Raw genomic sequence first — 24,294 nt, forward strand, 5'->3', positions numbered from 1 at the left:
ATTCACAAACAAGAGCGCTCACTCCGGTGGGCGCTCTTGTTCATGGTTGCCATATAGTGACTACAAAAAATCACCCAAGGGATGTCTCCCTTGGGTGATTGGGCGTTAAGCTTGCAGTTGCATGTGTTGACGTTCGATCCACGGCTTCAACTTCAGGAAGAGCGGGACGAACAAGGCGGTGATCAATAATGCCTTAATCAAGTTGAACGGTAAGATGCCGTACAAGACGAGGTTCGTTTTGACTGCCGGATCGGCCATCTCGGCCATTCCGAAGAAGAACGCGTAAGCTGGTAAAATGAGTAGGTAGTTCAAAATCGCCAAGCTGAGCGCCATCGTGATCGTACCTGCCACGAGGCCTGAAGCGAGCGCTTTATTCGTTTTACGTTTATGGTAGAACCAAGCGACCGGATATATGAAGGCGACACCTGCGAAGAAGTTCGCGACTTCACCGACCGGGACGCCGCCACCGTTAAAGACATAGTAGAGGACGTTTTTGAGAGCGACGACCACGACACCTGCGAGTGGCGAGAAGACGATACCGGCGACGAGCGCTGGGATGTCACTGAAGTCCACTTTTAGGAATGGTGGCAGGAAGGGTAGCGGGAAGTTAAAGAGCATGAGGACGAATGAAATCGCCCCGAGCATCGATAGCGTCACCAGTGTTGTCAATCGTTTGTTGCGCGTTGTTTTCATCAAAATCTCTCCTTTTGTCGCTCCTTGATGAATGGCACCCGTCGCATAGAAAAACCCGATTGTGTGAACAATCGGGAGAGTTTACGCGCATACGAAACAGATGTTCTCGTCAACGTTTAAGCCACGCCAAAGAAAACATCCAAATATCGGTCGGATGCCGCCATCTTCTCCCATCCAGACTTTACTGTCGGCTTTCGAATCTCACGAAATCAGCAAGCAACGCCTTGCTCGCTCACGGGCTGAGAAGAACTTGTCTTCAATACCGCCGGTCGGGAATTTCACCCTGCCCCGAAGATGGAACGATTTAATTTTTTTTGTTACAGTTTAGTTATACAAGATATTTCACAAAATCACAAGTCAGTTGACTTGAAGTGAAGATAAATGAGGAGGAGTTCAGATGATTCATTTGACAGAGCCAGCCGCACTACAAGTCATCGATATGATGAAACAGACCGAACGCCCTGAAAATCAGTTCTTACGGATCAAAGTCCAAGGCGGTGGGTGTACCGGCCTATCCTATGGGATGGGGTTCGATGAAGACAAGACGGACAAGGATGTCCAGTTCGACCATTACGGTGTCCGCGTCATCGTCGCCGAAGCTGACCACGGTGTCGTCGACGGGCTCGAGATCGACTACAAGCAGTCGATGCTTGGCGGGGGCTTCACGATCAAAAATCCGAACGCGATCGCGACGTGCGGTTGCGGCTCGAGTTTCCGGACGGCGGCGAACGCCGGCACGCCCGGGGATTGCTAAACGATAGACGGGTTGCCGACATGTTCGGCAACCTTTTTTGGTGAGCATGTTAATGAGAGGAAATGAACGGGAATATTGGATGGAGAAGGATGAGAAGGGGGTAGGTACGATGAGGAAAGTGTTGATTTTCGGTGGCTCACGTTACTTTGGGAAACGGCTCGCGCTCCGTCTCGCTGAAGCGGGGGACGACGTGACGATCGTCACACGCGGTCAGCTGCAAGTGCCGGAAGCGGAAGGCATCCGCTCCATTAAAGGCGACCGTCAGTCGGTCGCGACGATGAAAGACCTCGCACGCAACGAGTATGACCTCGTCTACGACAATATTTGTTTCAATCCGTATCAGGCGAAGATCGCGACAGACGCCTTCATGGACCGGGTCGGGAAATATGTGCTCACGTCGACGATGTCCGTATATGCGCCAGAGGCAGCTTTAAAAGAGAGCGACTTCAATCCGCTCCATCATGAATATCACCTCGACGCGGAACACGATTACGGACAAGGGAAACGAGAGGCCGAATCGTACTTCTTCCATCGGGCCTCATTCCCGGTCACGACGGTGCGGTTGCCGATCGTCCTAGGGCCGGATGATTACACCGACCGGTTAAAATTTTATGTCGACGCGGTTCGGAACGAAGAACCGATCGTATTACATCACCCGGAGGCGTTGATGGGATTCATCTCGAGTTTCGAGGCGGCAGCTTTCTTGGAATGGATCGGCCGTGCCGACGTGAGGGGGCCGTTCAACGCCGCGAGCGACGGCTTCATCTCGCTAGGTGCGCTCATGGAACGAATTGGACAGCATATCGGTAAACCGGTCCAAATCATTAAGGATGGGGCGTCGTCCCCGTACGATACGGACGTCGACTACTACATGTCGAACGCCGAGGCGAAAAAAGCTGGCTTCGTGTTCACGCAACTCGATGATTGGATTGACCGTGTCATCATTCAAACGATCCGCAAATGAAAAAACGGCCTCTCATCGTTCGCAGATGAGAGGCCAGTCTTTATTTCCCGGCAAATACCGAGGTTGAATGTTGTGGGTGACGCGCTGTCGGGTCGACGAGCTGCTTCACTTGGTTGATGGCGATCGGTGCTTCACCGAAGCCGGTCGCGATCAATTTCACTTTGCCTTCGTACGTGGCGATGTCACCGCAAGCGAAGATGCCGGCGACTGTCGTCTCCATCCGTGAGTCGACACGGATCGTGTTTTTCTCAAACTCCATGCCCCAGTTTTTGATCGGGCCGAGCGATGAGACGAACCCGTAGTTACAAATCAAGTCGTCGATGTCGACGAACTTCGATTCGCCATCTTTGTCCGTCAGTTCGACCGACTCGATATGCGTCGCGCCTGAGAGTGATTCGATATTATAAGGCGTCCAGACGTTGATCGTCGAGGCCTTCATTTGTTCGACCGTATGCTCGTGAGCCCGGAAGCGGTCACGACGGTGGACGATATGGACTTCTTTGGCGATACCTTCGAGCATGAGTGCCCAGTCGACGGCCGAGTCGCCGCCGCCGGCGATCATGACGCGACGGTCGCGGAATTTCTCCATGCTGTCGACGAAGTAATGAAGGTTCGCATAATCTTCACAACCGTCCAGTCCGAGCGGACGTGCGGCGAACGCGCCGTTGCCGGCTGTGATGATGATCGCTTTCGTATGGTACTCGTCCTTGTTCGTCGAGATGTGGAACGTACCGTCTTCGAGTCGCTCGACCGTTTCGACCGTCTCGCCAAGGCGATAATCTTGTTCGAACTGATCGGCTTGCGCTTTCAGTTGGTCGACCAAGTCTTGGGCCTTCACTTTCGGGAAGCCGGCGATGTCATAAATATATTTCTCTGGATAGAGCGTCGATAATTGCCCGCCTAGTTGCGGCAAGCTTTCGATCAACGTCGCATCGAGTTGGCGCATACCTGCATAAAATGCGGTGAACAGTCCGATCGGACCGCCACCGATAATGACTACATCTTTCGTCGATTTCATCGAATTCCTCCTCATGAAGCGTGTACTTCTATTATATGGTCTAACGTGAACTAAATCCATTCAGTACAAAGATGCAATACTTTCGAAAAAAATTCAAGAAGATAAGCTTTTTCATTGAGAAAACAGATTAAACGTCGTACAATGAACGGGAAGCAATTGTGAACATTGGTTGAACAAGAATTAGGCTTTATTGTGAACATCTATGTGAAAAAACACACAACATAGTTGTTCAGGAAAACAAAACTTTTAAAATAAGGTGGAAATGAACATGAAACGACCTAACATTGTTATCCTCGGCGCAGGTTTCGGTGGACTCATCACGGCAGTAAACCTGCAAAAGACGCTCTCAGCTGGAGATGCAAACATCACGTTGATCAACAAACACGATTACCATTACCAAACGACTTGGCTTCATGAGCCGGCGGCCGGAACGATGAAGCCTGAGCAAGCTCGTGTCTACATTAACGATGTCGTCAATGCATCACGCGTTAAACTTGTCAAAGGGATCGTCGATCGCGTCGATACTACAGCCAAACAAGTGATGCTCGAAGACGGATCGACTGTCGAGTACGATTACGTCGTCTTCGCCCTCGGTGGCGTACCGGAAACGTTTGGTATCCCGGGCCTTAAAGAGAACGCGATGACGATCAACTCGCTCAACAGCGTTCGTAAAATTAAAGAACATATCGAGTACTCGTTCGCACAATACAAGACAAGCGGATCATCTGACCGTGCATTCGTCACGATCGTCGTCGGTGGTGCCGGATTCACAGGTATCGAGTTCCTCGGTGAGCTCGTCAACCGTGTCCCTGAACTTTGCAAACAGTACGATGTTCCCCGTGAAGCGGTCCGCATCGTCAACATCGAGGCAGCGCCAACGGTTCTTCCAGGGTTCGACCCGGAACTCACGACGTATGCGCAAAAATGGCTCGAGCGTAACGGCGTCGAGATGAAACTCGGCAACGGCATCAAAGCTGTAGAGCCAGGTGTCGTCACGTTCGGTCCACTCCAAGGTGAGACGACAGAGACGATCGCAGCGAACACGATCCTGTGGACAGGCGGCGTCAGCGGCAGTCCGACCGTAGAGAAGTCTGGCTTCGAAGCGGTCCGTAACCGCGTCATGGTCGAGGCAGACAACCGTGCCCCTGGCCACGATAACGTCTTCATCATCGGTGACTGCTCAGCGGTCATGGATCCGGTATCAAACCGTCCGTACCCGCCGACGGCGCAAATTGCGACACAGCAAGCGCACAACGTGGCGAAAAATATCGCTGCGCTCATCAACGGCAAGTCGACTTCGAAGTTCACGTATGAGAGCAAAGGGACGGTCGCGTCACTTGGCCATAACGATGGAATCGGAATCGTCATGGGCAAAAAGATCTTCGGTCGCAACGCTTCATTCATGAAGAAAGTCATCGACAACAAACACTTTATCGAGCTCAAAAAATACGGTCTCGTCCTTAAAAAAGGTAAATTCTGATTCGGTTGAGCCAACGAGCAGCCTGTTCATTTGAACGGGCTGTTTTTTCATGTCAACGATTCAGTGAACTTCTTTGACCAAGCGGATTTCTTTTCGGTATAATAGACAACGGGAAAAGGGGGCAATCACATGCATATCATCCAAGCCGTCATCGGCGCGATTTTATATTTAGTCATCTTCTTCAGCATCGGGTTCATCTTGAATATGCTGCTCAAAAAGACGTGGACGCTCGTGTTCATCTATCCGATTTTCGTCATCATGATGATCGACAACGTCAAGCTGTCAAGCTACGTCACGGAAACATCGACCGCGCTCGCGAACGTCTATGAGCGTCTGCTCGGTCTGCAGTTTCTCGACATTTTTATGCTCGGATTCGGATTGCTCGGTGCCATCTTGGCAGGGGTCACCATCCGGTACTTGCGTAAGAGCGGTTACTCGATGTTTTAAAGACGACAGAAATGTTCGTCTTTTTTTGGTTTCTGCCTACTTTTTTAGAAGCTGAACCGATATACTAGATAAGATAACGATTTAAATTAGTAAGGGATGCGATACGAATGACATTACCGATGTATACGATCAAAAAAGTGTTGAATAATAGCGTTGTCATCTGTCAACATGATACGGATCCGGAAGTCATTCTGCTTGGGAAGGGGATTGGCTTCGGCAAGAAAGCGGGCGATCTCGTCGACCCGGCCAGCGTCCCGGAGAAAGTGTATCAATTGACGGACAAAGAAGAGCAATCTCAATACCGCGAGCTCGTGAAGCACGTCGATGAAGACTTCATCGCCTTCATGCAAGACATCGTCGGCTTTATCGAGAGCAGCACGGGGAAAAAAGTTGACCAACATATCCACATCGGCCTGACCGATCACTTGTTCTTTACGATGAAACGAATCGAGCAAGGGATGGAAGTGACGAATCCGTTCTTGCTCGAGACCGAATCGCTCTATCCGAACGAGTACGCGCTCGCCGAACGGATCGTCGACATGATCCACGAGCGCCTCGACGTGTTGCTTCCTGATGCCGAAGTCGGATTTATCGCCCTTCATATCCATTCGGCGACGACGTTTAAAAACGTCCTCGAAGTCAATCGTCATAATCAAATCATCGGACAGATCGTTCAGACGATTGAGAGTCGTTTGAACGTCAAAATGGACCGGACTTCGCTCGATTATAAGCGCTTACTTCGGCACTTAAGGTACGCCGTTGAGCGGGTTGCGACAGGTGAGACGGTCGAGGCCCCACAAAAAATAGAAAAGGTGTTGCGTGAAGAATATCCGCTATGCTATAGTACTGCTTGGGAGCTGATGGGCATCATGGAACGCGAATTAAAGCGTCCTGTCCCACGAGGTGAAGCGACATATTTGACGATGCATCTCCAGCGACTGACTACAAGTAGATAACTGATACCACGTATCTTACGTGTTACTGATTCGATCAGGCATGAGTAAGGAGTGGAACGGCTACGATTTCTCTATTTAGGAGAAGTCTACGTTCTGTACCTTATTCATGCCTGTTTCTGTTTTTATAAACGTTCATTATGAAAACGTTTAGATACGTCGGTTGTCTGACATCTACGTTCGGTTTCAACACAAACAATTACAAAAGGAGGATTTATCATGTTTAAGCAGATTTTTGGTGTTCTTCAAAAAGTCGGTAAAGCGCTTATGCTTCCTGTTGCGATCTTGCCGGCAGCCGGTCTTCTTCTCGCATTCGGTAACGCGATGCAAAACCCAGCCCTTACGTCACGCGCTGGTTGGTTGACGAACGCAGGCGTTGTCAAGTTTGCTCAGCTCATGGAGCAAGCAGGCGGAATTATCTTCTCGAACTTAGCACTCTTATTCGCAGTCGGTGTCGCGATCGGTTTAGCAGGGGACGGCGTTGCCGGACTCGCAGCCATCGTCGGGTTCCTCATCATGAACAAAGTCATGGGTGTTTGGCTCGAACTCACACCTGAGATCATCGCACAAGGTGACCCGTCTTACGCGTCAGTCCTTGGTATCCCAACACTTCAAACAGGTGTCTTCGGTGGTATCATCGTCGGTCTGATAGCGGCCTGGGCATACAATAAGTACTTCAATATCGAATTGCCGCAATTCCTTGGCTTCTTCGCTGGTAAGCGCTTCGTCCCGATCGTCACAGCTGTATTGGCTGTCGTCGCTGGTTTCGTCATGCTTCTCATCTGGCCACCGGTTCAGCACGGATTGAACACGTTCTCGAACTTCATGTTGACTGAAAACCGCACGTTAGCGGCGTTCGTCTTCGGTTTAATCGAACGTTCATTGATTCCGTTCGGTTTGCACCATATCTTCTACTCACCGTTCTGGTTCGAATTCGGATCATACACGGATGCAGCTGGTACGATTGTCCGCGGTGACCAAGCGATCTTCTTCGCTCAAATCCGTGACGGTGCCGAGCTTACAGCCGGTACGTTCATGACTGGTAAATACCCGTTCATGATGTTCGGTCTTCCTGCAGCAGCACTTGCGATGTACCATGAAGCACGTCCTGAACGTAAAGCGGTCGTCGGTGGTCTCTTGGCTTCGGCAGCACTCACATCGTTCTTGACAGGTATCACAGAGCCGATCGAGTTCTCATTCTTGTTCGTCGCTCCATTGCTCTTCGCAGTACACGCAGTCTTCGCTGGTCTTTCATTCATGGTCATGCACATTTTGAACGTCAAAATCGGGATGACGTTCTCAGGCGGTTTGATCGACTACCTTCTCTTCGGTGTTCTTCCTAACCGTACAGACTGGTGGCTCGTCATTCCAGTCGGACTTGCGTTCGCAGTCATCTACTACTTCGGATTCCGTTTCGTTATCCGTAAGTTCAACCTTAAAACACCGGGCCGTGAAGATGAAGTTGTTGAGCAATCAACTGCTACTGGTTCGGAACTTGCACAAGATATCCTCGTTGGTTTCGGTGGTTCACAAAACATCAAACACCTTGACGCATGTATCACACGTCTTCGCGTCGAAGTTAAAGATAAGAGCCAAGTGAACAAAGAAGAGTTGAAACGTCTCGGGGCAGCTGGTGTCCTCGAAGTCGGTAACAACATTCAAGCCATCTTTGGACCGCGTTCGGATGCATTGAAATCAGAGATGCAAGCGGTCATCGCTTCAGGTAACGAAAAGAAAGCAAACTAAGTATTAAGCCAATCCGTTAAGGGTTGGCTTTTTTTGTGTGGGGAAACGGTTTCAGCCTGGTATCAGATGGGGAAAAGTAAGTATTCTGACAAAAGGAGGAACCATGATGTGGAAGAAAGTGTTTGGTGTATTGCAGCGGATCGGGAAAGCGCTCATGCTTCCGGTTGCGATTTTGCCGGCAGCCGGTCTATTACTCGCCTTTGGTACTGCGTTCCAAAATCCTGATCTCGTTTCGCTGTTACCTTTCTTGGCAAATGATGCACTCGTCCTCGTTTGGCAAGTCATGACCGATGCCGGGGATATCGTGTTTGCCAATTTAGGTCTGTTGTTCGCCGTCGGGGTCGCCATTGGGCTGGCCAACGGAGACGGTGTTGCCGGGTTAGCAGCTATCGTTGGTTATTTGATCATGAACAAAGTTATTAGTACGTGGAACGGGATTACTGCAGAAATTGTCCAGGGGGATCCTGCCTATGCATCGGTACTTGGCATCCCGACGCTCCAAATGGGGGTATTCGGGGGTATCATCGCCGGTTTAATTGCCGCGTTCGCGTATAACAAGTACTTTAACATCAAGTTGCCGGACTTCTTAGGATTCTTTGCCGGTAAACGTTTCGTTCCGATTGCGACCGCCGCGTTCAGTTTGGTGATCGGGATTGCGCTGGCCTATGTCTGGCCGCCGATCGGTACTGCCATCAATACGTTCTCGAGCACGATCATTGAGGCGAACGTGGCGGTTTCCGCCTTCGTTTTCGGATTGGTCGAACGCTCGTTGATCCCGTTCGGTCTGCACCATATTTGGTACTCACCGTTTTGGTTCCAGTTCGGGGAATATACGAACCAAGCGGGGGATCTCGTCCAAGGGGACCAACGGATCTTCTTCGCCCAACTTCGTGACGGCGTCGATTTCACAGCCGGGACGTACATGACCGGGAAGTTCCCGTTCATGATGTTCGGATTGCCTGCCGCCTGTCTCGCCATGTTCCACACCGTTCCGAAAGAGCGTCGTAAAGACGTAGAAGGACTTTACTTCTCAGCAGCCCTCACTTCATTTTTGACGGGGATCACAGAACCGGTCGAGTTCTCGTTCGTCTTCGTCGCACCACTTCTCTTCGGTATTCATGCCGTGTTCGCTGGACTCTCGTTTATGACGATGCATTTGCTAAACGTAAAAATCGGGATGACGTTCTCGGGCGGACTCATCGACTACATGTTGTTCGGGGTATTACCGAACCGGACGGCTTGGTGGCTCGTCATTCCAGTCGGTCTCGTCTTCGCGGTCATCTATTACTTTGGATTCCGTTTCGCGATCACGAAGTTCGATTTGAAAATTCCAGGTCGTGACGTCGTCGCTGAAGGGCGTGGCGCCCGAACGGTCGTCGGCGATGACCTTCCGTACGAAGTGCTCGTCGGTCTCGGCGGTCCTGAGAATATCAAGCATCTTGATGCTTGTATCACACGACTCCGTGTCACCGTGAACGATGTCAAACAAGTCGATAAAGACTTGCTGAAAGATCTGGGTGCCGCCGGTGTGCTTGAAGTCGGTGATAACATCCAAGCTATCTTCGGACCAAAATCCGATACACTCAAGTCGCAAATTGCCGCCATCATCGAAGGTGGCGAGTACAAACCGAAAGAAAAAGCGGTCATCACGCCGGAAGCGGCCGAGCATGCCGACCATCGCTTCCTCGCACCGATGTCCGGTGTCATCTTGTCGCTTGACGATGTACCGGACCAAGTCTTCTCGGGCCGAATGATGGGTGAAGGGTTCGCGATCGAGCCGAGTTCCGGCCAAGTCGTGGCACCGGTCACTGGTCAGATCACGACGTTCTTCCCGACGAAACACGCGATTGGGCTGCTCGCGGACGACGGACGCGAGATTCTCATCCACGTCGGTCTTGATACGGTCAATCTGAAAGGGGAAGGGTTCGTCGCCAAAGTGAAAGAAGGCGACCGCGTCGAAGCGGGAGATATTCTGCTCGATGTCGACCTCAACTTGATCCGTGACAAAGTCCCGTCGCTCATCACGCCGATCATTTGGACGAACGGGGACGGCAAAGTCGTCGTCGTACCGTTCGGAGAGACGGTCGTCGCCGGGGAAGCGCTCGATTTTAGAACGGATGACAAAGGCGCGGAATAAGCGCAAAAAAAAGTGGCTCTCGCAATTTTGCGAGAGCCACTTTTGATTATGCTTTAATATCGAATTTTTGGCTGATGAAGTTGACGACTTCTTCGGCTGTATCCATGTTGAGGACGTCGTTGACGATCGCTTCTGTTTCAGCTTTCGTAAGACGTTTGACGAGGCTACGTGCGCGAAGGACGCTTGAAGCCGACATCGAGAACTCGTCGAGGCCAAGTCCGAGCAGGATTGGAATCGCGAGCTCTTCTCCAGCCATCTCGCCACACATGCCGACCCATTTGCCTGCTTTGTGTGCTTCTGTGATGACGTTGTGGAGAAGGTTCAAGATGGCCGGGTTGAACGGCTGGTACAAGTACGAGACTTTCTCGTTCATGCGGTCAGCTGCCATCGTGTATTGAATCAAGTCGTTCGTGCCGACAGAGAAGAAGTCGACTTCTTTCGCGAATTGTTTCGCCATGACGGCTGTCGAAGGAATTTCGACCATCATCCCTGTCTCGTAGTTACCGACAGCGACGCCTTCTGCTTTCAACTTCGCTTCTTCTTCGAGAAGAAGGGCTTTCGCCGCGCGGAACTCTTCAAGTGTCGCGATCATTGGGAACATGATAGCGAGGTCACCGTGAGCCGAGGCGCGGAGAAGGGCGCGAAGTTGTGTGCGGAACAAGTCCGTTTCTTCAAGGCAAAGGCGGATGGCGCGATAGCCGAGGAACGGGTTCATCTCTTTCGGGAGGTCGAGGTAAGACAATTCTTTATCTCCACCGATGTCGAGCGTACGGATGACGACTTGTTTGCCTTCCATGCCTTCGATTACTGTTTTGTATGCTGTGTACTGCTCTTCTTCAGTCGGGAACGTTTCTGAATCCATGTAAAGGAATTCTGTCCGGTAAAGACCGATCGCATCAGAACCGTTTTTAAGAACGCCTTCAAGGTCGTTCGGTGTCCCGATGTTCGCCGCGAGTTTCACTTTATGACCGTCTGCCGTGACAGACTCTTCGTTGACGAGTTGCTTCAACTCTTCTTTGTACGCTTCGAATGACGCACGTTTTGCAACGTATTCATTGACGAGTTCTTCAGACGGATTGACGAAAACGTCTCCTTCTGTCCCGTCGATGACGACGAGGTCGCCGTTCTTGATTTCTTCGAGTGCGACTTTTGTTCCGACGACTGCCGGGATTTCAAGTGAGCGCGACATGATGGCCGAGTGTGACGTACGACCGCCGATGTTTGTCGCGAACCCTTTGACGTATTTGCGGTTGAGCTGAGCCGTGTCAGACGGTGTCAAATCTTCAGCGATGATGATGACTTCCTCTGAAATTGAAGCAGGTGTCATGAACGTGACGCCGAGGATGTGGGCCATGACGCGTTTTGTGACGTCGCGGACATCAGCCGCGCGCTCGCGCATGTACTCGTTGTCCATCGATTCAAAGATCATGATCATCGTTTGAGCGACTTCATCGAGCGCTTTCGCAGCGTTCATGTGTTCGCTTTCAATTTTTTCGTTCACTTGCGAGACGATCTCTGGGTCTTCCACGATGAGCAAGTGAGCCGAGAAGATCTCAGCCTTGTCTTCTCCGAGTTCACGCAGTGTGATCTGGCGGATTTCTTCGAGTTCTGTTTTCGACTGAGCGATGGCTGCTTGGAAGCGCGCCTTCTCAGCGGCTACATCCTCGATTTTGTTCGTCGGGATGTCAAATGAAGGTGTCTCCATGACGAATGCTTTCGCAACTGCGATTCCTGCAGATGCGCCAATACCTTTAATGTGTGACATAAGCGTAATCCCTCTCTTCAAAGAAATAGTGTTTTTTCCGACGGTTACCTCGTTAGTTCTTACCCGAAATGAAAAAGGAACTAACGAAAACCCGGAAGATTAAAGTAGCAACGGTCTACTACTAGGGGAAGCCTCGACCGAACAAAGTGGCCTCGCCTCGAGCACGAGGGATGCCTGATTGCGTACTTTCCTATCCTATCATAAAATAAATCATCGTCACAACGAGGAGATAGCCTTTGAATTTGAAGAATTAGCGACGATTGCGCATACTATTTCATTATTTCGATGAAGTTCGTTATGCTTACCTTATATAAAGAAGGGAAGTGGCAAATATGTATCAATTCGCTGAATTAGACTGGACCAGTTCACACGACACGGTCGTTGTCGGAATCGGGGCAGCCGACGCCGTCGAAGCAGGGCTCGACACGTTGTTCAACGGGCGCGTCAAATCGCTCATCCAGTCAGCTGACATCTCGACGAAGACAGGGGAAGTTTCGATCGTGCCGACGTTTGAGGGGAACATCAAACGCGTGCTGTTCGTGGGTTTAGGACAACGTAACGATTCGTCCGTCGAAAACTTGCGGAATTGGTTCGGGAAAGTCGCGAAAGAAATCAAAGCCCGCGCCTTCACGGACGTCGCGGTCGCGCTCGACACGTTTGAACCAGGCACGGCGAGCTTGTTCGCCGAAGCGTATGAGATGGCGACGTATGAGCATCCTACATACAAGTCGGCGCCAAAATCGGCGACACCGGACGTGACGATCACCCTTTTAGGAGACGCGAACGAAGCGGACGTCGAAGCGGGTGCCGCATACGGGCGTGGGGTCAACGTCGCTCGGACGTTGACGATGATGCCGGCTAACATTTTGGACGCAGTGGCGCTAGCCGACTATGCCGTCGACTTAGCCGATCGTCACGGTTTCAGCCATCGAATCATCGAGAAAGAAGAGATGGAGGCGCTCGGTATGGGGGCGCTGCTCGCCGTCAATCAAGGTTCGACAATCCCGCCGAAGTTGATCGTGCTCGAGTACAACGGTGCCGGGGACGATGCGCCGATTGCCGTCGTCGGCAAAGGTGTCACGTTCGACACGGGCGGGTACTCGATCAAGCCGAAAGACGGGATCGTCGGGATGAAAGGCGATATGGGTGGTGCGGCCACCGTGCTCGGTCTGTTTGAGACGCTCGCGACGACGAAACCGGCTGTCAACGTGCTCGGCGTCATTCCGGCAACGGACAACATGATTTCAGGAGACGCGTTCAAACCGGACGACGTCATTACGGCGATGAACGGGAAAACGATCGAAGTGCTCAATACCGATGCGGAAGGACGACTCGTTCTTGCCGATGCGGTGACGTTCGCGAAGACGTATGAGCCGAAAGCCATCATCGACGTAGCGACGCTGACAGGCGGTGTACTCGTCGCGCTCGGTACTGAGGTGACGGGTTGCCTGACGAACGACGACTCGCTCTATGAGGCACTAGAGACGGCGAGCCGAGCAACGAATGAGCTCGTTTGGCAAATGCCTTACTTTGATGTGTTCATCAAGCAAGTTCGGAAATCTGAAGTCGCTGACTTGAACAACTCACCGGGCCGTTACGGTCATATGATTTTCGGTGGCGCGTTCGTCGGCGAGTTCGTCGGTGACACGCCGTGGCTCCACCTCGATATCGCGGGAACGAGCGAGCGTTCTGCGGCGAGTGATCTCGGTCCAAAAGGCCCGACCGGTGTCATGGTACGTACACTTGCGTCAATGCTCGAAGGATGGAAGCGTTGAAATTCGGATTGATGTTGATCGGTTTGGCCATCGTCGCAGGTCTCGGCTATGCGGCTTGGCCGAGCCAGTTGTTGTTGGGGGTATCCGTCTTTAGTGCGGTGCTCGGAGTTTTGTTTTTGATTCAGGAGGGACGCCGTGGTCGGAGTAGGAATTGATGGGGCACGCGGAGGCTGGGTACGTATCACGTACGATAGCATCTCGCTGTGCTTGACCATCTCAGAACAGTTGGAAGATTTATTGATTGACGGGGCAATCCACTTCGTCGACATGCCGAACGATCTCGGGACGATCTCAAACCCGGACCGGACGTGCGATGCGTGGATGCGGGCCCAGTTGAAGCAACGGAAGTCGTCGATCTTCACGCCGCCGATTCAAGACGTCGTGATGGAACAGACGTATGAAGCCGCCAATGTGAGAAGCCGCGAACTGATTGGAAAAGGAATCAGCAAGCAAGCATGGAACCTCGTGCCGCGTATTCGTGAGTTTCAAACGATTACGGCTGAAGACGTGTATGAGTCGCATCCGGAAGTCTGTTTCGCCGTCATGACCGGACACGAGGCCGATTTCAGCAAAAAGACTGAGGCCGGCGAGGCCGAACGGATCGAGCTGTTGCGGCGCTATTCGAAAAGTTCGCCGTGGAAGTGGAAGATGTCGAACGTCAAAGTCGACGATATCATCGACGCATGTATCCTTGCCGTCGCCGCCTATGAGGCCGGGACGACAGGCTTAGAGACGCATCCGCATCAAACAGAGGGATTACCGTTCGTAGCGGTACCGAAGACAAAAGAGCGATGACCGCGTCATCGCTCTTTTGGTGTCTGGATCGGTCCGAGGACGAACTTCCATATGTAATGAAATACTTGGGCGTTGTAGAGTGCTTTCAGCAATACCGCGAGGACTGGTCCTAAAATGAAACCGAGGACACCGAACAGTTGCAGACCGACAAAGATCGAGATCAAAGCCGCGAGCGGATCGAGGCCGATATGAGAGCCGACGATCTTCGGCTCGGCCAAGTTACGTTGGACGATGACGAGGATATAGAGCACGAGAAGCCCGATCGCGCTGAACCAGTCGCCTGAGATGGCCGCGTAGGCTGCCCATGGCACTAAGAGTGTCCCGACACCGAGGTAAGGCAACAGATCAAAGAAGGCGGCTAACAAGGCGAATGAGAACGGGTTGTCGACACGTAGAATGAACATCCCGACCAAGACGATTCCGAACGTGATGGAAATGAGGGTCAATTGGGCCCGGACATAGCCGAACAAAGCCGAACGTAAATTGAGCATGACGAGTTCGAACTCTTTAAAGCCTTTTCGTTTATTCAACCGTTCGATCGAACGCATGTAAGACGGCCAGTCTTTCGTGATGAAGAACCAGGCTAGGACGATGACGACGAACAAGAGCAGGACGAGCGGGAGTGCGCTCAGGATGTCTTGCAGGAGCCCGGCGACACCTCGTGACAGGACGCCGATCGCGGCACCGAGTTGGACGCCGATTTCAGTGATGCCACCTTCGAGCGATGTCGTTTGACCAGGGTTTAACCGCTGGATGCTGTCGTAGGCGTCGTTGACGAACGGGGCGATTTTTTGATTGAACATACGCTGCACGTAGGCAGTGAACGTCTCGATCTGGTCTGGAAGTTTTTCGGCCGCAATCGTCAAGTAACGGATCAATTGGGTGACGACGATGGCGATGACGCCGCTGACAAGACTCATGACGATTAGCAGTGAAACGAGGGTGCCAAGGGCACGCGGCATCTTCGTTTCACGCTCGAACAAGTTGACGAGGGGGACTGTCAACAAGGATAACAAGAAAGCGAACACGAAAGGATACGTGTACGTAAAGAGGACGCTCAGTCCCCAAATAACGAGCACGAGTCCGATGCCGACAAGGAGAAACCGAAGTAATTGCCAAAGTCTTACAGGAGACATGAGGCGTTGCCCCTTTCCTAACAATTGGATTGAGCATAGTATACCACGCAACTGGTAAATGAAGAGGATGGATAGGTGAGTAAATATGAAGGAGATTCAACAGAAAATCGATCGGATGATTATCCACTTAGGAGGATATTGGCGGCCGTTATCAGGCTTGGCAAGGTTATTAGAAGAAGTGGGGGAAGTGGGTGGTGCCTTGCATGACCAGGACGAAGCAGCGCTCATGGAAGAGCTGTTAGACGTATTCGTCATTTCAACTTGTCTCGCCAATCAGTATGCGATCGAACTTGACGATCAATCGAACGGACGAGGCGAGCGCCTCGTTCATCGCGCTTACTATTCGCTCGTTCGGGAAGCGGGGGAGGTTGCCCGGACCTTGAACGCCTACGAAGGGGATAAAAAATTGAAAGCATCATCGACACCGGGTTCGTTACAGTATCGAATCGAGAGCGTCCAAGCAGCGGTGTTCGATATCGCACGCGAGATTGAGCTTGATTTGTATGCGGAAATCGGTTCGCTGATCGATGAGAAATCCGCGCGCGATTTCGGGCGGTTCGATCATACGCCTGATCCGATCACCGAATCGTCGGTGCGATTGTACACGCGTTTTAAACCTGGTCGATATTGGGGAGGAATTGAGGCTAAACCTTCGGAGGAAGCGAGCCGATATAGAGAACGAGAATATAACATGGAACGATTTTTAAAGATTGCCCATGTCGAAGGGCTGGATGGGTTCGTCGTTCGTCAACCGGACGAGCCGTTCATCATGACGTCCTCTCTCGAGCAAGACTGGAAGGTGCCGGAATCGTTCATAATCGACGAAGAATGGCATGGAATAGACAAATTTATTATTATTCGTAAAAACTGGTAGAAAAGTATTCCCCTTTTTATCAAAAATATTCATCTTTTTTTCAAATACTTACTTTTTTTTAAAAAGCGTTATGCTACTATGAAGGTGTTGTTAGTAGAAATTAGCGCGAGAAGAAAGGAATATTTTGGATGAAAATGAAGCTATTGAAAGTTGCTCTCATCTTATCGCTGTTGTTGTTCGGTGCTCAAATCCCTGCGGTTGAGGCATCGACATTAGATGGCGAAACGACTGTCAATTTAAACGTTCGATCGAAACCAAGCACGACGGGAGCCGTCATCACGACGTTACCGAAAGGCACGAAAGTAAAGTATGGGACTTATAACCAATCATGGCATAAAGTGTATTTAAATAGTCGCACTTACTATGCTTCGGCCCCGTATATTAAACGGATCGTCTCGTCAACGACGACGATCAAGACGCAAGCAGCATCATCGACAGGCGTCACGACAGAAAACTTGAACATTCGAGTGACGTCACACCGTGATGCAAAAATCGTTACGACGCTTAAAAAAGGCACTGAAGTGAACTATGCCGTCCATAACTCATCATGGGCCAAAGTGTTCTTGAATGGAAAGACGTACTACGCGGCGAAAGCTTACCTTGCGCCAAAGTTAGTCGTTTCAGCGCCTAAAAAGCAATCGGGCTACACGAATCGCGACATTCAGCTGTTCAATCGCACGCTACAAACATCACCGGTCGCGAAAACAATCTCGGCCAAGCGCGCTGTCACGTTCAGCATCCACAACTCGAGCTGGTCGGTTATTTATGAAGGCACAAAGACCTACTACACACCGACTCGAGGAATTACAGCCGGGACACTGAAGCCGGCGACGACGACAGAGACTGGCTACGCGAACCGGGAATTAAAATTGTTCGATACGCGCAACCAAGCATCGAAAGTCGTTAAAGTACTTCCGTTGAACACGGTAGTCGCATCGAGCAAGTACAACTCGAGCTGGTCGACCGTCTATATCGGCAACGACACGTACTACACGCCGACGGCATGGATCACGCCAGGCGTTGCCCCGGTCCAACCACCGACGACGACAAAGCCAGTAGAGACGAAGATTCAAGGGTATGCCAACCGCAACATTAACTTGTTCGGTAAAACGCACCAGGGTTCATCGGTGTTGCTCGTCTTGCCGCAGTATTCGGCAGTGACATACAGCCCATATAACTCAAGCTGGTCGACCGTATTTGTCGGGGCGAAGACATATTACACAGCGACTTCATGGTTGACTGCCGGTGCGGCACCATCAGCACCTGCCGCAGCGCCACAAGGTAAAGTGTTCACGAACACGCCGGGTGACGCCTTGAACGTCCGAGCGACGGCTTCGACCAGCTCGACGGTACTCGGGAAACTTACGCACGGCACGCAAGTCGATCACTACGGTTCAGCGAACGGCTTCTATAAGATCAAGTACAACGGACGCGATGGGTTCATCTCAGCGGCCTTCACGATGGCGACGAAACCGAATGTATTGAGCGGTGCTGTCATCATTCTCGATGCCGGACACGGTGGAACCGATCCGGGTGCAGTAAGAAGTTCGCTTTATGAGAAAACGGTCGTACTCGACGTGACGAAACGTACGGAAGCGTATCTTCGTTCGAAGTATGGTTACGAAGTCCGGTTGACACGTTCGACAGACGTTTACTTGACGCTCAATCAACGTGTCCAAGCGGCTAGAAACTTACGTGGCGATCTCTTCGTCAGCCTGCATACGAACGCGGCGACGTCATCCGCGGCAAACGGAGTCGAAACGTTCTACTCGACCTCATCGGCCCATAGTGCCAAGAGTCGGGTGCTCGCAACGAACATCCAATCGAATTTGATGAGTGAAATGTCAGGGATGAGAAACCGCGGTGTCAAGACGGCGAACTACTACGTCATCACGTATAACACGATGCCGTCAGCACTCGTTGAACTCGGGTTCATCTCGTCTCCGCAAGATATTGTCCACCTTCGTAGTGAAGCATCACGCCAGCGCATGGCAATCGGTGTTGCTGAAGGTATTGCCCAATACGTGAGAGCATACCATTAATTCCAACCTGCTCGCGCAGGAGTATACAGAAGGCCCCGGCTCATTTTGAGCCGGGGCCTTCCTTTTATGTAGTAATCAAGCCCTCGTCCGAATGGGCGAGGGCTTGGCTTATAAGTCGTCGAAACCGTTGGCGTCGGTCACTTTCGCGTATGAGCGTGATTTTTGTTCGAAGAAATCGGATTTCGTCGCGTTGAGCGAGTCGTCCGAATAGGCACGGATCCACGGCATGACGTCCTCGTTGAAGCCTTCATACAAATCGTTCAATCCGATGACGCGCAGGCGTTTGTTGGCAAGATATTTGATGTAATCACGCATCTCGCTGACGTCGAGGCCATCGAGGTCACGGAGTACGTATTCGCACCACTCGATCTCGAGGTCGACCGCTTGTCCCATCGTGTCGTAGACGAACTGGCTGAAGCTTCCGTCGGCGTCGATTTCCGGGTTCTCGGTCAAGACGGCGCGAAGCAGCTGGCTGACGAAATGCGAATGTTGCATCTCGTCCCGTTGGATATAGCTGATCATCGTCGACGTCCCGACCATCTTCTGATGACGGGCGAGGTTATAGAAGTAGGCGAATCCGGAATAGAAGTTGATGCCTTCAAGGATGACCGAGGCGACGAGAGACTTCGCGAAGTTCTCCGCGTTCGGCACGGCCCGGAAGTCTTCATACAAGTCTAAGATGAACTGATTGCGTTTCATGACCATCTCGTCATCTTTGGCGATATCGAAGATGCGGTTCTGCTCGCTGAGCGGAACGAGACTCGATAACACGTAGCTGTACGATTGATTATGGACGACTTCTTGCTGGGCGATGATGGCGAGCACCGAGTGGACCGACGAGTCGGAAGAGAACATCGCCGACTCGAGAATGTAGCGCGTCTGCACCGAGTCGAGAATCGACAACAAGCCGATGATGCGCTTGAACGCGTCTTGTTCACGCTCGGTCAGTTGCGGCCATTGTTGCATGTCTTTTGACATCGAGATCTCATCTGGGATCCAAAAGTTAGACAGTAACTGTTTATAAATCGTATAAAATTGCGGATAGGCGATATCGTTCCAGTTGACGATCGAACTCGTCTCGCCACCGATAATGGCTGTCGCCCGGTTAGGATGTTTGGGCGACAGTAGTTTGATCTTTTGAATGGTCATAGACGTGAACTCCTTCTTCGGCGTTTCGTGCCAACCGCTCGGTCCAAGCACGGACGTTGTACGGTTGGTTGCGCGGCGACTGTTCGATTTTCAACAGTTCACCGGCAAGGGGGATTCCAAATTTCGAAAGGTGGTACGCCATCTCGTCGACAGCGCGGCAGAAATGAACGAACATCTTGTCACCCGTCCCGAAGACGGCGGCTTGACGAATCGGTACCGACTGCTCTTTCAAGAGAAGCCGGAACGTATCTTTCATCTCGTCTGGCAAGACGCCATCGGCCCACGTGTACGACCCGAAATAGACGAGGTCGTACGTGGCGAGCGACCCGGCCTCGCGATGGCCGATGCGGTCCGCTTCGTACAAGACGGCACGGTCACCCCGATTGACGTGGGTCGCCTGAATCAACTCGGCGACCTCTTCTGTATTCCCGCTCATTGAACTATAGACGATTGCGACGTTCATGGTTAGGTCCCACCTTTCGTTAAACAGATGTTACGACGAACACGATTCGCATTCATCGACTTCGACGGTCGTTGAACGCGTGTAATAGATCGATTTCATACCGAGCGACCATGCCTCGAGGTGCATCCCCAGCATTTCAGTCGCCTTCACGTCGTTCTTGACGTATAAGTTGAAACTGATCGCTTGGTCGATGTGGCGTTGGCGGGCCGCGTTTTGACGGATGCTCCAAAGTTGGTCGACTTCAAACGCTGATTTGTAGAACCAGTTCGTCTCCGAGTTGAGGTCAGGGACGGTCACTGGGATCTTATAATTTTTCTTTTCTTCCGAATATACTTTCTTATAAATCGGGTCGATCGAAGCGGTGCTACCGGCGATGATCGCTGTCGACGAGTTCGGTGCGACGGCCATCATGTAGGCGTTGCGGACACCGTTTTGGTGAACCTCGGCCGCGAGGCCGTCCCAGTCGAGCTCGTCGTGCGACCGGTAGTTGCGGCGACTGAAGTATTCGCCCGTGTGCCATTCCGAACCTTCGAACACGCCGAACGCGCCTTTTTCTTTCGCGAGTTCCATCGAAGCGTGAATCGTGAGATAGGCGATTTTTTCGTAAAGTTTCTCAGCGTACTGGACGGCGTCGACCGATTCCCAGCGGATGCCTTCGAGGGCGAGCAAATGGTGCCACCCGAACGTGCCGAGACCGACAGAACGATATTTTTGGTTCGTGATCATCGCTTGTGGCACTTCGATCGTGTTCAGGTCGATGACGTTATCGAGCATTCGCATTTGAATCGGGATGAGGCGCTCGAGCACGTCGGATTTGACGGCGCGCGCGAGTGCGATCGAGCTCAAGTTACAGACGACAAAGTCGCCCGGCGTCTTCGTGATGACGATTTTCCCGTCTTGCGTATACTCTTCGTCGATTGTCGTCGCCGACATGTTCTGAGCGATTTCTGAACAGAGGTTGGAGCTGTAAATCATACCTGCATGTTTGTTCGGGTTGGCGCGGTTGACCGCATCCCGGAAGAACATGTACGGTGTGCCCGTCTCGAGCTGTGAGCGCATGTAGCGTTTGACGAGGTCGATGGCCGGCACAGTTACACGCGTGAGCTCCGGATTATTGACACAAGCTGTATATTTCTCGGTGAACGAACCGCCGTTGTCCGTCTCGTCGTAGAAGTCTTCAAGGCTGAAGCCCATGACCGTGCGAATCTCATGCGGGTCGAACAAATGCCAATCGCCACGCGCTTCGACGGTACGCATGAACAAGTCCGGTAAACAGACGCCGGTGAACAAGTCATGAGTGCGGAGGCGCTCATCGCCGTTGTTCAACTTGGCATCGAGGAATTCAAAGATATCCTTGTGCCAGATGTCCAAGTAGACGGCGATCGAGCCTTGACGCATGCCGAGCTGGTCGACCGAGACGGCCGTGTTGTTCAACTGCTTCATCCAAGGCAACGCGCCGCTCGAGACACCTTTGAATCCTTTAATGTCACTTCCGCGTGAACGGATTTTGCCGAGGTACACCCCGATGCCACCGCCGCCTTTTGAAAGTGTGGCCACGTCCGTGTTCGAGTCGTAAATACCGCGGAGTGAATCGTCGACCGTATCGATGAAGCAAGAGCTAAGCTGCCCGTACGATTTACCAGCGTTCGAGAGCGTCGGCGTGGCGACGGTCATGTACAGGTTCGATAGCGCCCAGTAGGCTTCTTCGGCAAGTTGGACCCGCTTAGACGCGGCCTCGTTTTGCATGAGCGTCATGGCGATGACCATAAACCGCTCTTGTGGGAGCTCATATAAGTTTTTGACGTGATCGCGTCCGAGGTAACGGTCCGCCAACGTCCGTAGGCCGATGTAAGTGAAGAGACGATCGCGTGACGGGTCGATCAACGTCTCTAAATAAGCGATATCTTCTTTAGAGTATGTGTCAATTAACGCCGACGTGAAGATGCCTTTGTTCGTCAGCGTCTCGATCATCGAATAGAGTGAGCCGTAACGCATCGAAGCGTCATACCCGCGGTTGCGTGCTGCTTCAAGGTAGAGACGGTTTAAGTACATCTCGGTCGCGACGAACGTCCAGTCCGGCTCTTCAGCCTTCAACATATCGAGGGCGTGCATCGTCATCAAGTCATATACTACATCTTGTGTCAGTGATTTTGAATCGAGTGCTCGAATCAAACGTTCCTCGTAGCGTGCGACGCTGAGCTGCGGGTAACGTTGTGTTAAGGATTGGATCAATGTCGCTACGTCGGCAAGGGTTGGTGTTGCCGGCAACATCGTCTCGTGGTGGATAGGGGATGTCAAAACGATCACTCCTTCTTCGGGTGTAGAAATTATAAAGGTATAGCGGAACTTGTCCGATTCAACGTCAATGGGGATAGAACGTGATAAATATCCGTTAACTATATATTGACGTTTTATTCTCTTTTTAATCATAAATCACCCATATTTAGTTTTGCAATCATTGAAATTTATAAAACTGTGACGATGCGAATTACTTTTACTCTAAAACGGCTCTCTCAACCGTTTTGAGACGTGATATGAGACGAAAAAAAGATTTACCAACTCCCGAGGTCAAAGCTGTCCACTTTTTTTGTAAGCGTTCAATCTGGTTTGTCAATACGAAAAGAGAGGAGAACGCCTTTGATTTCATGAATCAGTAAAAAAGTTATGACCAGGAACCAATACTAGATATAGTGTTGTCTCGATTTGAAAAAGCGGGAAATCCGAGGTAAGGCTAGCGCCATCGTCAAAAGTGCGGTAGATTGAGGAAGTACGATATACTATCAAGGCTAAAAAGAAGGGTTTTAAAAATGCGTTCAGAAGATTTATTATTAGCATGGGACCCGCTCGGTTACGGGCTTGGGTCTTACGGGCCAGAGTTCGATGACATCACAGTGGCGCTCGTGCAGATCGACTCGGAAGCGGAGTTGAATGAAACGATCCGTCGCATTCTAACGGATTCGTTTGGAGAGTGCCCGTCTGAGGACGACACGCGCGCCATGGCCAGACAATTACTTACATCTTCAGAAGCTTGTCAATTATAAGGGGGAACCAACATGTTACGAATCGATCCAACACCTAATCCAAATGCAATGAAAATCACGCTTCCTGAAAACGTCTTCGGAGCTAAGAGCCAAAGCGTGAAAGCCGGCGAATCAACAGAGCAACCGCTTCTCGCGAAACTCGTCACGATCGAAGGTGTCGAGAGCGTCTTCGCTTACGGCGATTTTGTCACAGTATCAAAAGAGAACGGCGTCAGCTGGGAAGCGATCTTACCGCACGTCGAAACTGCTTACCGCGGATGAACCCGCTCGTTTCGATCGTCATTCCGGCCTACGCACGCGAGGCGGAACTGACGGAACTACTCGAGAGTTTGACGGTACAGACGTTTCAACAGTTCGAAGTGCTTGTAGTAAATAATGATGGGCCGCCAAAGCAACATCTTTTGGCGCCTTTTTTGAATCGATTGTCGGTTCGGTTGATCGAACTTGAAGAAAATCATCACGTCAAAGCGCGAAACCGAGGCGTGATGGAGGCGAGAGGCGAATACATTCTTTTATTAGATGACGATGATTTACTCATGCCGACCCATATCGAACGAGCACTCGATGATTTGACGACGGCAGACCTCGTTTTCACCGATGCGGAACTGTTTCGGTTCACATGGCAAGACGGGCGGCGGGTCGTCACGGAGTGGGAGGCGTTCGCCTACGAGCTCGACTTGGACCGGATTCGGCAAGACTCGACGTTCATCCCGTCCGGCACGCTCTACCGCAAGCGGCTTCACGACGTCATCGGCATGTTCGATGAGACGGTTTATAACTATTGGGACTGGGACTTTATTTTACGTGTGATCGAGCACGGGACGGTCGTTCATCCAGCCCGGGCGACGGTGCTCTACGCTTTTAACGGAACCGACAACTTATCGGCGAAACAAGATGAGACGCGTCGACGGTACTTTGAGCGGTTTTGTCAAAAACACGGCTTGGTGAATATGGAGATGAAGAATTTTCACATCGTCCAGTCCGAACGGCGGGACTACGTGAGACAGACAGAAAGGTCGTTCGCAGGGACGTTTCCCGGTAGAACGGAAGGAGACAACTAAT

Annotated in this window: 20 protein-coding genes, 2 pseudogenes and 1 riboswitch; of the genes and pseudogenes, 15 read left to right on the forward strand and 7 right to left on the reverse strand. The window is 51.5% G+C overall.

Annotated elements, in window-relative coordinates; translation table 11 throughout:
• Window positions 1-105: 105 nt before the first annotated feature.
• Window positions 106-693 (reverse strand): ECF transporter S component, encoded by a 588-nt coding sequence (locus EVJ32_RS00670; protein WP_131455941.1) that lies wholly within the window; start codon window positions 691-693, stop codon window positions 106-108.
• A 158-nt stretch (window positions 694-851) separates the two neighbouring features.
• Window positions 852-993: riboswitch (FMN riboswitch) on the reverse strand.
• Between the two features lie 97 nt (window positions 994-1,090).
• Here EVJ32_RS00670 and EVJ32_RS00675 point away from each other — a divergent pair.
• Window positions 1,091-1,447 (forward strand): HesB/IscA family protein, encoded by a 357-nt coding sequence (locus EVJ32_RS00675; protein ID WP_070328761.1) that lies wholly within the window; start codon window positions 1,091-1,093, stop codon window positions 1,445-1,447.
• Window positions 1,448-1,556: 109 nt separating this feature from the next.
• Entirely contained in the window at window positions 1,557-2,411 is an 855-nt protein-coding gene (locus tag EVJ32_RS00680) for a Rossmann-fold NAD(P)-binding domain-containing protein (protein ID WP_236639459.1), read from the forward strand.
• Between the two features lie 40 nt (window positions 2,412-2,451).
• Here EVJ32_RS00680 and EVJ32_RS00685 read toward each other — a convergent pair whose 3' ends face one another.
• Window positions 2,452-3,429 carry an NAD(P)/FAD-dependent oxidoreductase gene (locus EVJ32_RS00685; RefSeq protein WP_131455945.1) on the reverse strand — a complete coding sequence of 326 codons (978 nt, stop codon included), beginning with the start codon at window positions 3,427-3,429 and terminating at the stop codon, window positions 2,452-2,454.
• A gap of 268 nt (window positions 3,430-3,697) precedes the next feature.
• On the opposite strand from EVJ32_RS00685, the gene EVJ32_RS00690 reads away from it, so the two are divergent.
• From EVJ32_RS00690 to ptsG (EVJ32_RS00710), 5 genes and pseudogenes are all read left to right on the forward strand, one after another.
• Window positions 3,698-4,909, forward strand: coding sequence for an NAD(P)/FAD-dependent oxidoreductase (locus EVJ32_RS00690; RefSeq protein ID WP_131455946.1), 1,212 nt, complete (start codon window positions 3,698-3,700; stop codon window positions 4,907-4,909).
• Between the two features lie 129 nt (window positions 4,910-5,038).
• A complete protein-coding gene (locus tag EVJ32_RS00695; protein ID WP_070328765.1) occupies window positions 5,039-5,356 on the forward strand; it encodes a YuiB family protein in 318 nt (105 codons plus the stop codon).
• A 107-nt stretch (window positions 5,357-5,463) separates the two neighbouring features.
• A complete protein-coding gene (gene glcT, locus EVJ32_RS00700) occupies window positions 5,464-6,312 on the forward strand; it encodes a glucose PTS transporter transcription antiterminator GlcT (protein ID WP_070328766.1) in 849 nt (282 codons plus the stop codon).
• Between the two features lie 216 nt (window positions 6,313-6,528).
• Window positions 6,529-8,028: pseudogene (gene ptsG / locus EVJ32_RS00705) on the forward strand (glucose-specific PTS transporter subunit IIBC); the annotation flags it as partial.
• A gap of 133 nt (window positions 8,029-8,161) precedes the next feature.
• A pseudogene (ptsG, locus tag EVJ32_RS00710) lies at window positions 8,162-10,099 on the forward strand (glucose-specific PTS transporter subunit IIBC); the annotation flags it as partial.
• Window positions 10,100-10,238: 139 nt separating this feature from the next.
• Here the strand turns inward: ptsG (EVJ32_RS00710) and ptsP are convergent.
• Window positions 10,239-11,957, reverse strand: a complete 1,719-nt coding sequence (ptsP, locus tag EVJ32_RS00715; RefSeq protein WP_070328769.1) for a phosphoenolpyruvate--protein phosphotransferase — start codon at window positions 11,955-11,957, stop codon at window positions 10,239-10,241.
• A 332-nt stretch (window positions 11,958-12,289) separates the two neighbouring features.
• Here ptsP and EVJ32_RS00720 point away from each other — a divergent pair, with 332 nt between their 5' ends.
• The 3 genes from EVJ32_RS00720 to EVJ32_RS00725 are packed head-to-tail and all read left to right on the forward strand — an operon-like array spanning window position 12,290 to window position 14,527.
• Window positions 12,290-13,732 (forward strand): leucyl aminopeptidase, encoded by a 1,443-nt coding sequence (locus EVJ32_RS00720; RefSeq protein ID WP_131455952.1) that lies wholly within the window; start codon window positions 12,290-12,292, stop codon window positions 13,730-13,732.
• Window positions 13,729-13,887: a hypothetical protein gene (locus tag EVJ32_RS16140; protein ID WP_161567373.1), complete on the forward strand. Its 159-nt coding sequence runs from the start codon at window positions 13,729-13,731 to the stop codon at window positions 13,885-13,887. Before EVJ32_RS00720 ends, EVJ32_RS16140 begins: the two co-directional genes overlap by 4 nt.
• Complete coding sequence (locus EVJ32_RS00725; RefSeq protein WP_131455954.1) at window positions 13,868-14,527, forward strand: DUF429 domain-containing protein; 660 nt, start codon at window positions 13,868-13,870, stop codon at window positions 14,525-14,527. Before EVJ32_RS16140 ends, EVJ32_RS00725 begins: the two co-directional genes overlap by 20 nt.
• Before the next feature lie 5 nt (window positions 14,528-14,532).
• Here the strand turns inward: EVJ32_RS00725 and ytvI are convergent, their stop codons facing one another.
• On the reverse strand, window positions 14,533-15,663 hold the full coding sequence (gene ytvI, locus EVJ32_RS00730) for a sporulation integral membrane protein YtvI (RefSeq protein ID WP_131455956.1): 1,131 nt from the start codon (window positions 15,661-15,663) through the stop codon (window positions 14,533-14,535).
• An 85-nt stretch (window positions 15,664-15,748) separates the two neighbouring features.
• Between ytvI and EVJ32_RS00735 the strand changes: the two genes are divergently transcribed.
• Window positions 15,749-16,537: a MazG nucleotide pyrophosphohydrolase domain-containing protein gene (locus EVJ32_RS00735; protein ID WP_131455958.1), complete on the forward strand. Its 789-nt coding sequence runs from the start codon at window positions 15,749-15,751 to the stop codon at window positions 16,535-16,537.
• Between the two features lie 128 nt (window positions 16,538-16,665).
• A complete protein-coding gene (locus EVJ32_RS00740; RefSeq protein ID WP_131455960.1) occupies window positions 16,666-18,579 on the forward strand; it encodes an N-acetylmuramoyl-L-alanine amidase in 1,914 nt (637 codons plus the stop codon).
• Between the two features lie 108 nt (window positions 18,580-18,687).
• Here EVJ32_RS00740 and EVJ32_RS00745 read toward each other — a convergent pair whose 3' ends face one another.
• From EVJ32_RS00745 to EVJ32_RS00755, 3 genes are read right to left on the reverse strand one after another with little or no spacing between them, the layout of a single operon-like run.
• Entirely contained in the window at window positions 18,688-19,728 is a 1,041-nt protein-coding gene (locus EVJ32_RS00745; protein WP_070328775.1) for a ribonucleotide-diphosphate reductase subunit beta, read from the reverse strand.
• Window positions 19,685-20,191, reverse strand: coding sequence for a flavodoxin domain-containing protein (locus tag EVJ32_RS00750; protein WP_131455962.1), 507 nt, complete (start codon window positions 20,189-20,191; stop codon window positions 19,685-19,687). Before EVJ32_RS00750 ends, EVJ32_RS00745 begins: the two co-directional genes overlap by 44 nt.
• Before the next feature lie 30 nt (window positions 20,192-20,221).
• Window positions 20,222-22,489 (reverse strand): ribonucleoside-diphosphate reductase subunit alpha, encoded by a 2,268-nt coding sequence (locus EVJ32_RS00755; RefSeq protein ID WP_255417720.1) that lies wholly within the window; start codon window positions 22,487-22,489, stop codon window positions 20,222-20,224.
• A 509-nt stretch (window positions 22,490-22,998) separates the two neighbouring features.
• Here EVJ32_RS00755 and EVJ32_RS00760 point away from each other — a divergent pair.
• The 3 genes from EVJ32_RS00760 to EVJ32_RS00770 are packed head-to-tail and all read left to right on the forward strand — an operon-like array spanning window position 22,999 to window position 24,293.
• Entirely contained in the window at window positions 22,999-23,232 is a 234-nt protein-coding gene (locus EVJ32_RS00760) for a DUF1871 family protein (RefSeq protein ID WP_016509787.1), read from the forward strand.
• 12 nt (window positions 23,233-23,244) lie between these two features.
• On the forward strand, window positions 23,245-23,493 hold the full coding sequence (locus tag EVJ32_RS00765; protein ID WP_070328777.1) for a NifU N-terminal domain-containing protein: 249 nt from the start codon (window positions 23,245-23,247) through the stop codon (window positions 23,491-23,493).
• The gene (locus EVJ32_RS00770; RefSeq protein WP_131455966.1) at window positions 23,490-24,293 is read left to right on the forward strand and encodes a glycosyltransferase family 2 protein; all 804 of its coding nucleotides are present in this window, start codon (window positions 23,490-23,492) and stop codon (window positions 24,291-24,293) included. The genes EVJ32_RS00765 and EVJ32_RS00770 overlap by 4 nt, the downstream gene beginning before the upstream one ends.
• Window position 24,294 lies beyond the last annotated feature (1 nt).

The organism is Exiguobacterium sp. SH5S4 (assembly GCF_004337045.1).
Taxonomy (GTDB): Bacteria; Bacillota; Bacilli; order Exiguobacteriales; family Exiguobacteriaceae; genus Exiguobacterium; species Exiguobacterium aurantiacum_A.